The organism is Pseudomonas subflava, from assembly GCF_023823685.1.
In the GTDB taxonomy this organism is placed as follows: domain Bacteria; phylum Pseudomonadota; class Gammaproteobacteria; order Pseudomonadales; family Pseudomonadaceae; genus Aquipseudomonas; species Aquipseudomonas subflava.
Genome location: NZ_JAMXBF010000013.1, coordinates 157,521 through 171,732 on the forward strand (window position 1 = coordinate 157,521; position 14,212 = coordinate 171,732).

Below are 14,212 nucleotides of genomic sequence, written 5' to 3' on the forward strand. Positions count from 1 at the left end.
GACGATTCGGCCATTTGTCCGGCCGAAGCGTTGCACTCCGAAATCAGGCGTCAGGCGCGCGACACAGCACCCAGTCGTGCAGCAGCGATTGCAGCTCGAGGAACTTCACCGGCTTGGCCATGTAGTCGCTCATGCCGGCGGCCAGGCAGCGTTCGCGGTCGCCGCTGTGGCTGTGGGCGGTGATCGCCAGTACCGGCGTGTCGGCGCAGCCGGGCAGGTTGCGCAGGGCGCGGCAGGTGGCGAAGCCGTCCATCACCGGCATCTGGCAGTCCAGCAGCACCGCGTCGACCGGCTCGTTGCCCAGCACCTCCAGGGCTTCGGCGCCATTGTCGGCGGTGCGCACCCGGTAGCCGAGCTTGAGCAGCATGCCGCGGGTCACCAGCTGGTTGATCGGGTTGTCCTCGACGATCAGCACCGTGCACTGCTCAGCCCGCCGCTGCGGCTGACCACCGCTGCGCCCCGGCGTGGGCGCGGCGGTCGGCAGCTGCGCCGGCAGGTCGAGTTCGACGGTGATGGCGAAGGCGCTGCCGTGTCCCGGCTGGGACTGGTGCTGCAGGGTGCCGCCGAGCAGCTGCACGAGCTGCCGGCAGATCGCCAGGCCGATGCCGAGGCCGCCGTATTGCCGGGTCATGGAGCCGTCGAGCTGGCGGAAGCGCTGGTACAGCTTGCCGCCCTCGGGGGTGACGAAGCCGATGCCGCTGTCCTGCACTTCCAGGCGCAGCGGCATGCTGCCGGCCAGCGGCCCGGCGGCGGCCACGCGCAGCACCACGCCGCCCTGGTGGGTGAACTTGATGGCGTTGTCCAGCAGGTAGCCCATGGCCTGGGCCAGCTTGGCGGCGTCGCCTTCCAGGGTATCGGGCAGGCTGTCTTCCAGCTCGACGCGGAAGCTCAGGCCACGCTCGGCGGCGCGGCCCGCGTACTGCACGCGCAGGCCGTCGATCAGGCCGCGCAGGCTGAACGGCTCGCGCCGCGGGTAGAGTTTGCCGGCCTGCAGTTCGGTAAGGGCGAGGATGTCGTTGACCATGCGCATCATGTCGCGCGCCGAGGTGGCGGCGGTGCGCTGGTACTGCTCCAGCTCCACGTCCATCTTCACCGTCTGCATCAGCTCCAGGGAGCCGATCACCCCGTTCATCGGCGTGCGCAGCTCGTGGGTGACGGTGGCGAGGAATTCGTCCTTGAGCCGGTTGCTGTCGGCCAGCTCGCGGTTCAGCACCTCCAGCTCGCGGCCGGCCTCCTGGAGAATGCGCGCGCGCTCCTCCTTCATCGCGTTGATGCGGTCGGCCAGGGCCAGGGACAGCAGCCCGACCTCCAGTGCCGAACCGAACTGGCTGGCGTACATGGTGAAGTAGGTGTACGGCAGGAAGCCCAGCACCATCAGGGTGTTGATCACCCCGCCGGCGAGGAACGCGGTCCAGGCGATGATGAAGTAGCGCGCCACGCGCATGCCGCGCAGCCAGGCGAGGATGCCGGCGCTAAAGATCACCACGGTGAAGGCCAGCGCCAGGCTGGTGGCCAGGCGCAGCGCGGTGGCGTAGCTGCTGGTCAGCGCCAGCACCATCGCCAGGGCGCCGACCGCCATCAGCAGGCGCAGCAGGCGGTCGACCCAGGGGCTGTGCTCGCCGGTGTGCAGGAAGCTGCGGGCGAACTGGCAGCCGAACAGTACCGAGGCGCCGATCAGGAAAGGCGTGGAGGCGTTGGCCCACCAGGGGTCATCCGGCCACAGGTATTGCACGCCGGCGCCGTTGACCGAGATCTGGTACAGGCCGAAGGAGGCGATGTAGAGGATGTAGTAGAGGTAGCTGGTGTCGCGGACGGCGAGGAAGATGAACAGGTTGTAGATCAGCATCACCAGCAGCACGCCGTAGATGACGCCGAGCGTGTAGATGCGCGCCGGCTGCGCCTCGATGAAGGCGTCGGTGGCCCACAGCCCGAGGGGCATCTGCATCGAGCCCTGGCTCTGCGCGCGCAGGTAGACGCGCCTGGCCTGCCCCGGGTGCAGCTCGAGGTTGAACAGGTAGTTGTTCTGCTTGATCTCGCGGCTGGCGAACGGCAGCGAGTCGCCGGTGCGGCTGGCCAGGCGGTAGCCGTCGCCCTCCGGCACGTACAGTTCGAGCAGGTCGAGCGGCGGGTAGGCCAGCTCCAGCAGCCAGTCACGCGGGCCGGTGTCGCGGCTGGGTCGGTACTCGAGGTCGATCCGCAGCCAGAACACCGAGCGCGAATAGCCGGCGTTGAGCACGGACTTGCCATTGGTGCGGAAGCTGGCGTTCAGGGCCGACGAGCTGACCTGTTCGATGGTCGCGTCGCCGCGCACGTCCTCGAACACCTGCATCTGCGGGCCGAGGGTGAGATAGCGAGTGTGCTCGTCGAAGGTGGCGGCCTGAGCCAGGCAGCTCCACACGAATAACGTCAGGAATAGAAAGACACGCATGCAGCCCCGCACGGATTCGCGTGCAACCGCCCGGAAGCCCTCATCTTCCCGGAGGGGCGGCGCACAGATCCCTTCTGATTGGTATGAACGGCACTCTAGCACAGCGACCGGGTGGAAAAGCCGTCCGCGCGGACAAGTTGTCACGCCGCGGCGAGTGGGCCACCCGGCCGCCAGGTGGTAAGCTCGCCGGCCATGAACAGACACAACTCCCGCCCCGTCGTCCTTTGCCTGTCCGGCCATGATCCCTCCGGGGGTGCCGGCCTGCAGGCGGACATCGAAGCCCTGCTCGCCCAGGGTTGCCACGCCGCTCCGGCGGTGACCGCCCTGACCGTGCAGGACACGGTCGACGTCGCCGACTTCCGCGTGCTCGACCGCGACTGGGTGCTTGCCCAGGCCCGCGCCATCATCGCCGACCTGCCGGTGGCGGCCGTCAAGCTGGGCATGCTCGGCTCGGTGCAGATGGTCGACACCGTGGTCGAGATCATGCAGCTGCTGCCCGGCGTCCCGCTGGTGTGCGACCCGGTGCTGCGCGCCGGCGGCGGCGGCTCGCTGGGCAAGGACGACGTCGGCTACGCCATGCGCGAACGCCTGCTGCCGATCGCCGCGGCCGCCACGCCGAATCTGCCGGAAGCACGCATCCTCGCCGAACTGCCCGAGGGCACGCCGGACGAATGCGCCGAGAGGCTCTCGCCCTTCTGCCAGAACCTGCTGATCACCGGCGGCCATGGCGACGAGGCCGAAGTGCACAATCGTCTCTACGTGCGCGGCGGCGATCGCCACACCTTCACCTGCGCCCGCCTGCCGGGCAGCTACCACGGCTCCGGCTGCACCCTGGCCAGCACCCTGGCCGGCCGCCTGGCCCTGGGCGAGGAAGTGGTCAGCGCCGTGCGCTCGGCCCTGGACTACACCTGGCGCACCCTGCGCGACGCCGAACAGCCCGGCCGCGGCCAGTTCGTGCCACGGCGCCTGCCGCTGGACTTCTCCTTGTGAAAGGTCGTCCGTGAGCAAGCCCCTGCGCGGCCTCTACGCGATCACCGACAGCCAGTTGCTGAAAGGCGGTCGCCTGCTGCCCTACGTGGAGGCGGCGCTGAGAGGCGGCGCGCGCCTGCTGCAGTACCGCGACAAATCCGCCGATACCGCCCGCCGCCTGCGCGAGGCCGAGGCCTTGGCCGAGCTGTGCGCCCGCCACGGCGCCGACCTGATCATCAACGACGACGCCGAGCTGGCCGCGCGCCTGGGCGTCGGCCTGCACCTGGGCCAGGGCGATGGCTCGCTGGCCGCCGCCCGCGCCCTGCTCGGCCCGCGCGCGATCATCGGCGGCACCTGCCACGCCAGCCTGGAGCTGGCCGAGCAGGCCGCACGCGAAGGCGCCAGCTACATCGCCTTCGGCCGCTTCTTCACTTCGCAGACCAAGCCCGGCGCGCCGAGTGCCACGCCCGAGCTGCTGGACCAGGCGCGCGCCCGCTTCGCCCTGCCGATCACCGCCATCGGCGGCGTCAGCCTGGATAACGGCGCCGAGCTGATCGCCCGCGGCGCCGACCTGCTGGCAGTGATCCACGCCCTGTTCTCCGCGCCCTCCGCCGCCGAGGTGGAAGCCCGCGCCCGCGCCTTCAGCGCACTGTTCCCCACTCCCTGATTCGAGAGGCCCGCCATGTCCCGCTCCGAGACCCTGTTCGCCAACGCCCAGAAACACATCCCCGGCGGCGTCAACTCGCCGGTGCGCGCCTTCCGCAGCGTCGGCGGCACGCCGCTGTTCTTCAAGCACGCCGAAGGCGCCTATGTGGTCGACGAGGATGACAAGCGCTACGTCGACTACGTCGGCTCCTGGGGCCCGATGATCCTCGGCCACGCCCACCCGCAAGTGCTGGACGCGGTGCGCAAGCAGCTGGAGCACGGCCTGTCCTACGGCGCACCGACCGCGCTGGAAGTGGAGATGGCCGAGCTGGTCTGCTCCATCGTGCCGTCCATGGAGCTGGTGCGCATGGTCAGCTCCGGCACCGAGGCGACCATGAGCGCCATTCGCCTGGCCCGCGGCCACACCGGCCGCGACGCGATCATCAAGTTCGAGGGCTGCTACCACGGCCACTCCGACAGCCTGCTGGTGAAGGCCGGCTCCGGCCTGCTGACCCAGGGCGTGCCCAGCTCGGCCGGCGTGCCGGCGGACTTCGCCAAGCACACCCTGACCCTGCCCTACAACGACCTGGCTGCCGTCGAGAAGACCCTGGCCGAAGTCGGCTCTTCCGTCGCCTGCATCATCGTCGAGCCGGTGGCCGGCAACATGAACTGCGTGCCGCCGGCACCCGGCTTCCTCGAGGGCCTGCGCGAGCAGTGCGACAAGCACGGCGTGGTGCTGATCTTCGACGAGGTGATGACCGGCTTCCGCGTCGCCCTCGGCGGCGCCCAGGCCCACTACGGCGTGGTGCCGGACCTGTCGACCTTCGGCAAGATCGTCGGCGGCGGCATGCCCGTCGGCTGCTTCGGCGGCAAGCGCGCGATCATGGAATGCATCGCTCCGCTCGGCCCGGTCTACCAGGCCGGCACCCTGTCCGGTAATCCGCTGGCCATGGCCGCCGGCCTGACCACCCTCAAGCTGATCAGCCGCCCGGGCTTCCACGCCGAGCTCTCCGAGTTCACCAGCCGCATGCTGGCCGGCCTGCAGGAGCGCGCCGATGCCGCCGGCATCCCCTTCGTCACCACCCAGGCGGGCGCCATGTTCGGCCTGTACTTCAGCGGCGCCGACGACATCGTCACCTTCGCCGACGTGATGGCCAGCGACGCGGCGCGCTTCAACAAGTTCTTCCACCTGATGCTGGAAGGGGGCGTGTATCTGGCGCCGAGCGCCTTCGAGGCGGGCTTCACCTCCATCGCCCACGGCGACAAGGAGCTGGAGATCACCTTCGCCGCCGCCGAGCGTGCCTTCGCCGCCCTGAAAGAAGCCTGATCCGGCTCCATTTCGGAAATAGAACGCGAAGGCGAGTGAGCCGCGACGACGCGGCGCAGCGCAGCCGACGACTGCAAGGATGCAGGAGACAGGGCGACGCAGAACGCCAAGCCGACAAAGCTGTATGAACGAAAGAGAGCTGGATTGATGCAGTACAGCACCGCGATCAGCGATGGAATTCTGGCGCTGGCCTGCGTGGCCAGCCTGCTCTGGCTGCGCCCGGTCTTTGCCGGCCAGCCGGTGCTGCGCGCTCTGCTGCTGGGCTTTGGCCTGACCGCCACGGCGGCGCTCTGCGGCGCGGTGCGCTATGGCCTGGACCCGAGCTGGATCGACAGGCACCGCTCCTTCACCCAGCTCAGCGCCGTCCTCGGCCTGCCGCTGCTGGGTCTGGCCGCGCTCTCGCTGTCGCGCGGGCTGGCCTGGAGCCGCTCGATCTGGACGCTCTGCCTGGTGGGGCTGGTCGGCCTGTTCATCGGCGCGCGCGTGCTCGGCGTGGACCCGTACTATCGCCTGGCGCTCAGCATGGTGACCCTGCTGCTGATCCTGTACGCCGGCCTGAGCCGCTGGCCGCAGCCGCGCCCCGGGCTGCTGGCCCTGGGCGTGGTCGGCCTGTTCCTGGTTGCAGGCCTGGCGGTGGGCACCGAGGGCTTCATCGGCCCGCTGCGCCGCGTCGATCTGTTCCACGCCCTGCTGGCCCCGGCCTACCCGCTGCTGGCCTGGCTGCTGCTGACGCTGCGCATGCCGGCTCGCGAGGAAATCCCGGTAAAGACTTTGTAACGACGCCCCGGCTTATACATAATGTGATCGCCGGCTCATTCAGCCGGCAGGGCATGAGGCCCGACCGTTCTGCGAGGCGTTCCGATTTCCATGAGTTGCACCGGCCGCACCCTGTTTCTCGGTTGCCTGTTACTGGCTACTCCGCTGCTGGCTCAGGCGGGCGACAACTCGCTGCTGGTGCCGGCCACGGATCGCTGCTCGCTGAATCTCCCCCCCGAGGAACTGCCGCAGGCCGTGGCCGCCTGCCAGGAACTCGCGCAACAGGGCGACAACCAGGCCCAGTACGAGCTCGGCGAGTTCTACTACGACGGCAAGCGCGCCCCGCGCGACCTGCCGCAGGCCCTGCACTGGTTCGAACAGTCCTCGCTGCAGGGCAACGCCCAGGCCCAGCTGCGCCTGGGCACCATGTTCTTCCAGGGCGAAGGCGTCCAGGCGAACAACGTGCAGGCCTATATCGTGCTGAAGATGGCGGCGGTGAACGGCTCGGACGAGGCCATGGACAATGCCGACCTGGTCGCCGAGCGCATGGGCCGGGAAGAAATGCAGGCGGCCAGCCAGGTGCTGGGGCAGATCTTCCGCAGCTATCTGCTGGAGCTGCAGAATCTCGACGACAGCGGCTCCCCGGATTTCCCCGCCGCACCCGGCGCGCCGGGCGGCGGCATCAGCCCGCAGGTACCGGCCTTCGCGCCGAACTGATCCCGCTCCCGAGGCCCGTCGCGGTCACTTCTCCGGCATCGGCATGGGAAACGGCATCACGTTGCCGCCGCCCTTGGCCTCACTGATCTTCGGTGTCCCCAGGCGCTCCACTTCGTCGATGCGCACGATCGAATGCATCGGCACGAAGCTGCGCACCACGCCCTCGAACTGCGCCTTGAGCTTCTCCTCGCTGGGATCGACCACCACCTGGGTGCGCTCGCCGAAGACGAACTCCTCCACCTCCAAGAAGCCCCACAGATCGCTCTGATAGATCTGCTTGGCGTACATCTCGTACACCTGGCCCTGGTTGAGGAAGATCACCTTGTAGATGGGTTCGCGCTTGCTCATGGAATGAGATCGGGGACGACTGCAGACGGGGCGGCGATCTTACAGGGGCCGGACAGGCAACGCTAGGAAGGCCGCCGGTCGCCCCCTATAATGCGCGGTCCATTCGAACCACCCCGACGTATGCAGATGGCCAAGAAGCTTTATATCGAGACCCACGGTTGCCAGATGAACGAGTACGACAGCTCGCGCATGGTCGACCTGCTGGGCGAACATCAGGCCCTGGAAGTCACGGAGAATCCGGCGGAAGCCGACGTGATCCTGCTCAATACCTGCTCGATCCGCGAAAAAGCCCAGGAGAAGGTGTTCTCCCAGCTGGGCCGCTGGCGCGAGCTGAAGCAGGAGAATCCGAACCTGGTGATCGGCGTCGGCGGCTGCGTGGCCAGCCAGGAAGGCGCCGCCATCCGCGACCGCGCGCCCTACGTCGACGTGGTCTTCGGCCCGCAGACCCTGCACCGCCTGCCGGAAATGATCGACGCCGCGCGTAGCACCAAGAAGGCCCAGGTCGACATCAGCTTCCCCGAGATCGAGAAGTTCGACCGCCTGCCCGAGCCGCGCGTCGACGGCCCCAGCGCCTTCGTTTCGGTGATGGAGGGCTGCAGCAAGTACTGCACCTTCTGCGTGGTGCCCTATACCCGCGGCGAGGAAGTCAGCCGCCCGCTGGGCGACGTGCTGCTGGAGATCACCCAGCTCGCCGAGAAAGGCGTCAAGGAAGTCACCCTGCTCGGGCAGAATGTCAACGGCTTCCGCGGCGCGACGCCGGACGGCGACATCGCCGATTTCGCCGACCTGCTCTACGCGGTGGCGACCATCGACGGCATCGAGCGCATCCGCTACACCACCAGCCACCCGCTGGAGTTCTCCGACGCCATCATCCAGGCCCACGCCGATATCCCGCAGCTGGTGAAGTTCCTCCACCTGCCGGTTCAGTCCGGCTCGGACCGCGTGCTGGCGGCGATGAAGCGCAACCACACGGCGCTCGAATACAAGTCGCGCATCCGCAAGCTGAAGGCGGCGGTGCCGGACATCTGCATCAGCTCGGACTTCATCGTCGGCTTCCCCGGCGAGACCGAGAAGGACTTTGAGCAGACCATGAAGCTGATCGAGGACGTTGGCTTCGACTTCTCCTTCTCCTTCATCTACAGCTCGCGCCCGGGCACCCCGGCGGCGGACCTGGTCGACGACACGCCGGAGGAGGTGAAGAAGCAGCGCCTGCAGATCCTGCAGAGCCGCATTCACCAGCAGGGCTACGAGATCAGCCACAAGATGACCGGCAGCACCCAGCGCATCCTGGTCAGCGACTACTCGAAGAAGGACCCGGGCATGCTCCAGGGCCGCACCGAGAACAACCGCATCGTCAACTTCCGCTCAGACAACCCGGCGCTGATCGGCCAGTTCGTCAACGTGCACATCGACGGCGCGCTGCCCCACTCGCTGCGCGGCACCCTGCTCGACTAACGGCTAGTCCGAAACCCCGCCACCCGAACTTTCACCCTCGGGCGTGCGGAGTTATCCTTCGACCATCATCCCCAGCCGAACAACGGCCAACGGACCACATTGAACGCACCCATAGAACCGCATCGCTTCACCCTCGAACCTTTCGAAGCACACCGCTTCGCCAACCTCTGCGGGCAATTCGACGAGCACCTGCGCCTGATCGAACAACGCCTGGCCATCGAGATCCGCAACCGTGGCAACCAGTTCGAACTGGTCGGCCCGAGCAAGCACACCCAGTCCGCCGAGAACCTTCTTCGCCGCCTGTACCGCGAGACCAAGAGCACCGAGCTGTCGCCGGAAACGGTCCATCTGTACCTGCAGGAATCCGGCCTGGAGGCGCTGGACAGCGGCAAGGCCGACGCCGGTGTGACCCTACGTACCAAGAAGGGCATGATCAAGCCGCGCGGCGCCAACCAGCAACGCTACGTCAAGGCGATCCTCGACAACGACATCAACTTCGGCATCGGCCCGGCCGGCACCGGCAAGACCTACCTGGCCGTGGCCTGCGCGGTGGATGCGCTGGAACGCGAGCAGGTGCGGCGCATCCTGCTGGTACGACCGGCGGTCGAGGCGGGCGAGAAGCTCGGCTTCCTCCCTGGCGACCTGGCGCAGAAGATCGACCCCTACCTGCGCCCGCTCTACGACGCGCTGTACGAGATGCTCGGCTTCGAGACCGTGGCCAAGCTGATCGAGAAGCAGGTGATCGAGATCGCCCCGCTGGCCTACATGCGCGGCCGCACGCTTAACAACAGCTTCATCATTCTCGACGAGAGTCAGAACACCACGCTCGAGCAGATGAAGATGTTCCTCACCCGTATCGGCTTCGGCTCCACCGCCGTGATCACCGGCGACATCACCCAGGTGGACCTGCCGCGCGGCACCAAGTCCGGCCTCGGCCACGTGATGGAAGTGCTGAAGGACGTGCCGGGCATCAGCTTCACCCACTTCAAGCCCAAGGACGTGGTGCGCCACCCCCTGGTGCAGCGCATCGTCGAGGCCTACGAGCGCTTCGAGGAGCGCCAGCCCGGCAAGGACGCCCCGCGCGATGCTTGAACTGGACTTGCAGAATGCCTCCAGCGCCACCGACCTGCCCGGCGAGGCGCAGCTGCGCCGCTGGTGCGAGCTGGCCCTGCGCCAGCGCACCGCCGACTCGGAGATGACCATTCGCCTGGTCGATGAAGAAGAGGGCCGCGAGCTGAACCGCACCTGGCGGCACAAGGACTACTCCACCAACGTGCTGTCCTTTCCCGCCGAAGTGCCCGAGGGCATTCTCGACATCCCGCTGCTCGGCGATCTGGTGATCTGCGTGCCGGTGGTCGAGCGCGAGGCTCTCGAACAGGGCAAGACACCGGAGGCGCACTGGGCGCACCTGGTCATCCACGGCTGCCTGCACCTGCTCGGCTACGACCACCTCGAGAATGAGGAAGCCGAGGAGATGGAGGCGCTGGAACGGGAATTGCTGGCCGAACTGGGTCATCCCGACCCGTACGCCGCCGACGAAGAATAACCGCCAGAGAAGGCACCGAGACTCACCATGAGCGAAGACCGATCGAGCAACGAGCAGAAGTCCTGGTTCAACAAGCTGACCCAGGCTTTTGCTCATGAGCCGAGAAACCGCCAGGAACTGCTGGAAGTCCTGCGCGAAGCCCACCAGAACAAGCTGCTCGACAGCGAGGCCCTGACCATCGTCGAGGGCGCCATCCAGGTCGCCGACCTGCAGGTACGCGACATCATGGTGCCGCGCTCGCAGATGATCAGCATCAAGGCCAGCCACACGCCGGCCGAGTTCCTGCCCGCCATCGTCGACTCCGCGCACTCGCGCTACCCGGTGATCGGCGAGAGCCTCGACGAGGTCATCGGCATCCTCCTGGCCAAGGACCTGCTGCCGCTGATCATCAATGGCGACAAGCCGTTCGACATCAAGCAACTGCTGCGCCCGGCCACCTTCGTACCGGAGTCCAAGCGCCTCAACGTGCTGCTGCGCGAGTTCCGCGCCAACCACAACCATATGGCGGTGGTCATCGACGAGTACGGCGGTGTGGCCGGCCTGGTGACCATCGAGGACGTGCTGGAGCAGATCGTCGGCGACATCGAGGACGAGCACGATGTCGAGGAAGACAGCTACATCAAGCCGCTGCCCTCAGGCGACTTTCTGATCAAGGCGCTGACGCCGATCGAGAACTTCAACGAAGCCTTCGACACCGAGTTCCCCGACAGCGAGTTCGACACCGTCGGCGGCCTGGTGATGAACGCCTTCGGCCACCTGCCCAAGCGCAACGAAGTGACCGAGATCGGCGAGTTCCGCTTCCGCGTGCTCAACGCCGACAGCCGTCGCGTGCATCTGCTGCGCCTGACGCCGCTGGAGCGTTAAGCCCAGCCCATCGCAACCTAGGCCGTGACAACGGCCTTGTTGCGATCCATACCCACACAACGCATCTCTTAGCCCGGACTTCAGTCCGGGAAACGGGCCGCCACGCCCCGGACTGAAGTCCGGGCTACGTTCTCGCCAACGGACCTCCGGGGGCGCGAGATGCCCACCCCGCTCTCCAGACCGCTCGACTTCCAGCCTCCCCGCCCTTCCAGTACCCTTGCCCGCCTGATTCCCGATCAAGGACGCACGATGCGCTGGATCACCCAACCCGGCTGGCCGGGCCATCTGCTGGCCCTGGCCGGCGGCGCCTCCACCACCCTGGCCCTGGCTCCCTTCGATATCTGGCCGCTGGCCCTGGTCGCCATCGCCCTCTTCTACCTCGGCCTGCGTGAGCTGAGCCCGCGCCAGGCCCTGCTGCGCGGCTGGCTCTATGGCCTCGGCCTGTTCCTCGCCGGCACCAGTTGGATCTACGTCAGCATCCACGACTACGGCGCCGCCTCGCCCGCGCTGGCCGGCTTTCTCACCTTCGGCTTCTGCGCGGGGGTCGCGCTGTTCTTCGCCCTGCCGGCCTGGCTCTGGGCACGCTGGCTGCGCCGCAACGACTCACCGATCGCCGATGCCCTGGCCTTCGCCGCCCTGTGGCTGGCCCAGGAGGCTTTCCGCGGCTGGTTCCTCACCGGTTTCCCCTGGCTCTATGCCGGCTACAGCCAGCTGAATGGCCCGCTGGCCGGCCTGGCGCCGGTCGGCGGCATGTGGCTGATCTCGCTGACGCTGGCGCTGTCCGCCGCCCTGCTGATCAACCTGCCGCGCCTGTTCGCCGACAAGCCGCGCCTCGCCGCCGGCGTGCTCCTGCTGCTGGCGCCCTGGCTCGCCGGCCTGGCACTGAAAAACCACGCCTGGACCGCCAGCAAGGGCGAGCCGGTGAAGGTGGCCGCCCTTCAGGGCAACGTGGCACAAAATATGAAGTGGGATCCGGCCCAGCTGGATGCCCAGTTGGCGCTGTACCGCGACATGACCCTGAGCAGCCGCCCCGCCGACCTGATCGTCTGGCCGGAAACCGCCGTGCCGGTGCTCAAGGAGTTCGCCGAGGGTTACCTGAAGGTGATGGGCCGGGTCGCCGCCGAGCGTGACGCCGCGCTGATCACCGGCGTGCCGGTGCGCCAAGCCAACGAGCACGGCGAGAAGCGCTACTACAACGCGATCACCGTCACCGGCTGGGGCGAAGGCACCTACCTCAAGCAGAAGCTGGTGCCGTTCGGCGAATACGTGCCGCTGCAGGACGTGCTGCGCGGGCTCATCGCCTTCTTCGACCTGCCCATGTCCGACTTCGCCCGTGGCCCCTCCGACCAGGGCCCGTTGCTGGCCAAGGGCCTGAAGATCGCGCCCTTCATCTGCTACGAAGTGGTCTATCCCGAATTCGCCGCCGGCCTGTCCGCCCAGAGCGACCTGCTGCTGACGGTGAGCAACGACACCTGGTTCGGCACCTCGATCGGCCCGCTGCAGCACCTGCAGATGGCGCAGATGCGCGCCCTCGAAGCCGGGCGCTGGATGATCCGTGCCACCAACAACGGCGTCACCGCGCTGATCGACCCGCAGGGCCGCATCACCGGACAGATCCCGCAGTTCCAGCAGGCCATCCTCTACGGAGAAGTGCAGCCGATGCAGGGCCTGACGCCCTACCTGCAGTGGCGCGCCTGGCCGTTGGTCGTACTGTGCGCCCTGCTTCTGGGCTGGGCCTTCGTCGCTCGCCGCCGCGCGGCGCGCTCTAACGACGCCATGCAGGCCGCCTGAGCACGGCAATCTCTGCTCGAGCCGAACGGCAGCCAGGATGCCGTTCGCGAGCAGAGCTCACGCCTATCGCTGCACTTAGCGATACAGCAGCGGGTATACCGCGAGCCCGATCACCTCGTTGAGCAAGCGCGTGCTCTGCCACAGCGCCTTGCCTTCCGGCAGCCAGCCGCCCAGCGGACGTTCATTGGGCACGCCGAGGAACCCCAGGGGCGCCGCCACCACCTCAAGCCCGGCGCGCTCGAAGCACCAGCGCGAGCGCGGCATGTGCGAGGCCTGGGTCACCAGCACCACGCGGCGGATGCCCTCGGCCTTAAGCATCTGCGCGCTGAACAACGCGTTCTCCCAGGTCGTGCGGCTGCGCTCCTCGCGCCAGCGGGTGGCCACGCCGAAGTCGCGCTGCAGCGCCTCGGCCATCAGCCCGGCCTCGCTGGGCGGCTGGCCGTAATGCAACCCGCCACTGATCAGAATCGGCAGCTGCGAGGCCCGGTGCAGACGCGCCGCGTAGCGCAGGCGTTCGATGGCGGTGACGCTGGGCTGATCGCTGCCCCAGGCCGGATCGGCCTCCTCGCGCCCCGAGCCGAGCACCACGATCACTTCGGCCCGCTGCGCCAACCCGGCCCACTGCGCCTCGGCCAGCGCCGGCTCACGCTCGATCAGCCGCGCCGCCCATTCCACCACCGCCGGCAGGCTCAGCAGCCACAAACCGCCCAGGCCGCCGACGAGGCACAGGGCGGCCAGCCGCGGCCGTCCCGCCCAGGTCCACAACAGCCAGGCCAGAAGGATCAGCAGCATCAGGCCGCCGGGCGGAAGAATCAGTTGCTTGAGGATGAAGCGCAGTTCCATGGGCACCTCCTGTGCCCTGGAAGGCTACCCGACCGGCGCTCGTGCGGCGACTCTCAGCGCGGGCCTCCAGCGCGGAACAGCTTGGAGCCGCACGCCACGCAGGGCAGCACGCCCTCGCCACGCTGCACCTCGGCAACCGCACCACAGAGCGCGCAGCGCAACTGCTGGCGCTTGCGAATCAGCGGCTTGCCGCGCGGCGCCTTGGCCCCCGGGCGCGAGGGCAGCTTGGCGGAGGCCTTGCCCGCGGCCGGCAATTGCTCGATCACCGCCAGCTCTTCGGCGGCGGCATGCCAGCCACGCAGCCAGTTGAGGTCGCGGTCCAGGTAGGCGCGGATCAGCTCCAGTTCCGCCGGGGTCAGGCCGCGCAGTTCCAGCTCGTCCGGAGGGGCGTCGCGCAGACGGGTCGCGGTGTCCGCTTCTTCGAGGGCCAGCGCAAGGCGTTGCAACAGACGCTCGTAGAGCCCACCCTCGATCTCAGCCCGCCGCAACTCTGCCATCCCTCACCTCGACCGGGCGCCCGACC

Annotated in this window: 14 protein-coding genes; 10 read left to right on the plus strand and 4 right to left on the minus strand. The window is 68.1% G+C overall.

The features are described 5' to 3' along the window. Window positions 1–43: 43 nt before the first annotated feature. Window positions 44–2,428 (minus strand): hybrid sensor histidine kinase/response regulator, encoded by a 2,385-nt coding sequence (locus tag NF616_RS17900; RefSeq protein WP_252274818.1) that lies wholly within the window; start codon window positions 2,426–2,428, stop codon window positions 44–46. A gap of 192 nt (window positions 2,429–2,620) precedes the next feature. Here NF616_RS17900 and NF616_RS17905 point away from each other — a divergent pair, with 192 nt between their 5' ends. From NF616_RS17905 to NF616_RS17925, 5 genes are all read left to right on the plus strand, one after another. Next, window positions 2,621–3,418 (plus strand): hydroxymethylpyrimidine/phosphomethylpyrimidine kinase, encoded by a 798-nt coding sequence (locus NF616_RS17905; RefSeq protein WP_252274820.1) that lies wholly within the window; start codon window positions 2,621–2,623, stop codon window positions 3,416–3,418. 10 nt (window positions 3,419–3,428) lie between these two features. Then, complete coding sequence (gene thiE, locus NF616_RS17910) at window positions 3,429–4,064, plus strand: thiamine phosphate synthase (protein WP_434091906.1); 636 nt, start codon at window positions 3,429–3,431, stop codon at window positions 4,062–4,064. A 15-nt stretch (window positions 4,065–4,079) separates the two neighbouring features. Then, the gene (gene hemL / locus NF616_RS17915) at window positions 4,080–5,369 is read left to right on the plus strand and encodes a glutamate-1-semialdehyde 2,1-aminomutase (RefSeq protein ID WP_252274823.1); all 1,290 of its coding nucleotides are present in this window, start codon (window positions 4,080–4,082) and stop codon (window positions 5,367–5,369) included. 147 nt (window positions 5,370–5,516) lie between these two features. Further along, on the plus strand, window positions 5,517–6,146 hold the full coding sequence (locus tag NF616_RS17920) for a DUF6962 family protein (protein ID WP_252274826.1): 630 nt from the start codon (window positions 5,517–5,519) through the stop codon (window positions 6,144–6,146). A 90-nt stretch (window positions 6,147–6,236) separates the two neighbouring features. Next, on the plus strand, window positions 6,237–6,842 hold the full coding sequence (locus NF616_RS17925; RefSeq protein ID WP_434091907.1) for a tetratricopeptide repeat protein: 606 nt from the start codon (window positions 6,237–6,239) through the stop codon (window positions 6,840–6,842). A 24-nt stretch (window positions 6,843–6,866) separates the two neighbouring features. Here the strand turns inward: NF616_RS17925 and NF616_RS17930 are convergent, their stop codons facing one another. Further along, window positions 6,867–7,190: a DUF1820 family protein gene (locus NF616_RS17930; protein WP_252274828.1), complete on the minus strand. Its 324-nt coding sequence runs from the start codon at window positions 7,188–7,190 to the stop codon at window positions 6,867–6,869. A 126-nt stretch (window positions 7,191–7,316) separates the two neighbouring features. Between NF616_RS17930 and miaB the strand changes: the two genes are divergently transcribed. From miaB to lnt, 5 genes are all read left to right on the plus strand, one after another. Continuing rightward, on the plus strand, window positions 7,317–8,645 hold the full coding sequence (miaB, locus tag NF616_RS17935) for a tRNA (N6-isopentenyl adenosine(37)-C2)-methylthiotransferase MiaB (RefSeq protein ID WP_252274830.1): 1,329 nt from the start codon (window positions 7,317–7,319) through the stop codon (window positions 8,643–8,645). Between the two features lie 99 nt (window positions 8,646–8,744). Beyond that, window positions 8,745–9,737, plus strand: coding sequence for a PhoH family protein (locus tag NF616_RS17940; protein ID WP_252274832.1), 993 nt, complete (start codon window positions 8,745–8,747; stop codon window positions 9,735–9,737). Beyond that, complete coding sequence (gene ybeY / locus NF616_RS17945) at window positions 9,730–10,191, plus strand: rRNA maturation RNase YbeY (RefSeq protein WP_252274834.1); 462 nt, start codon at window positions 9,730–9,732, stop codon at window positions 10,189–10,191. Before NF616_RS17940 ends, ybeY begins: the two co-directional genes overlap by 8 nt. A 27-nt stretch (window positions 10,192–10,218) precedes the next feature. Beyond that, a complete protein-coding gene (locus NF616_RS17950) occupies window positions 10,219–11,055 on the plus strand; it encodes a CorC family transporter (RefSeq protein WP_252274836.1) in 837 nt (278 codons plus the stop codon). A 249-nt stretch (window positions 11,056–11,304) separates the two neighbouring features. Next, window positions 11,305–12,846, plus strand: a complete 1,542-nt coding sequence (gene lnt / locus NF616_RS17955) for an apolipoprotein N-acyltransferase (protein WP_252274838.1) — start codon at window positions 11,305–11,307, stop codon at window positions 12,844–12,846. A 75-nt stretch (window positions 12,847–12,921) separates the two neighbouring features. On the opposite strand, the gene NF616_RS17960 is transcribed toward lnt, so the two are convergent. Then, window positions 12,922–13,689: a YdcF family protein gene (locus NF616_RS17960; RefSeq protein WP_252274840.1), complete on the minus strand. Its 768-nt coding sequence runs from the start codon at window positions 13,687–13,689 to the stop codon at window positions 12,922–12,924. 53 nt (window positions 13,690–13,742) lie between these two features. Next, window positions 13,743–14,186 (minus strand): hypothetical protein, encoded by a 444-nt coding sequence (locus NF616_RS17965; RefSeq protein WP_252274842.1) that lies wholly within the window; start codon window positions 14,184–14,186, stop codon window positions 13,743–13,745. Window positions 14,187–14,212: the final 26 nt, after the last annotated feature.

What these genes read in the sequence shown, in the direction of transcription:
- NF616_RS17925 (WP_434091907.1), top strand. Translation starts at nt 6,237, where the DNA reads ATGAGTTGCACCGGCCGCACCCTGTTTCTCGGTTGCCTGTTACTGGCT.
- NF616_RS17960 (WP_252274840.1), bottom strand. Translation starts at nt 13,689, where the DNA reads ATGGAACTGCGCTTCATCCTCAAGCAACTGATTCTTCCGCCCGGCGGC.
- NF616_RS17930 (WP_252274828.1), bottom strand. Translation starts at nt 7,190, where the DNA reads ATGAGCAAGCGCGAACCCATCTACAAGGTGATCTTCCTCAACCAGGGC.
- ybeY (WP_252274834.1), top strand. Translation starts at nt 9,730, where the DNA reads ATGCTTGAACTGGACTTGCAGAATGCCTCCAGCGCCACCGACCTGCCC.
- NF616_RS17965 (WP_252274842.1), bottom strand. Translation starts at nt 14,186, where the DNA reads ATGGCAGAGTTGCGGCGGGCTGAGATCGAGGGTGGGCTCTACGAGCGT.
- NF616_RS17905 (WP_252274820.1), top strand. Translation starts at nt 2,621, where the DNA reads ATGAACAGACACAACTCCCGCCCCGTCGTCCTTTGCCTGTCCGGCCAT.
- hemL (WP_252274823.1), top strand. Translation starts at nt 4,080, where the DNA reads ATGTCCCGCTCCGAGACCCTGTTCGCCAACGCCCAGAAACACATCCCC.
- NF616_RS17900 (WP_252274818.1), bottom strand. Translation starts at nt 2,428, where the DNA reads ATGCGTGTCTTTCTATTCCTGACGTTATTCGTGTGGAGCTGCCTGGCT.
- lnt (WP_252274838.1), top strand. Translation starts at nt 11,305, where the DNA reads ATGCGCTGGATCACCCAACCCGGCTGGCCGGGCCATCTGCTGGCCCTG.
- miaB (WP_252274830.1), top strand. Translation starts at nt 7,317, where the DNA reads ATGGCCAAGAAGCTTTATATCGAGACCCACGGTTGCCAGATGAACGAG.
- NF616_RS17950 (WP_252274836.1), top strand. Translation starts at nt 10,219, where the DNA reads ATGAGCGAAGACCGATCGAGCAACGAGCAGAAGTCCTGGTTCAACAAG.
- NF616_RS17920 (WP_252274826.1), top strand. Translation starts at nt 5,517, where the DNA reads ATGCAGTACAGCACCGCGATCAGCGATGGAATTCTGGCGCTGGCCTGC.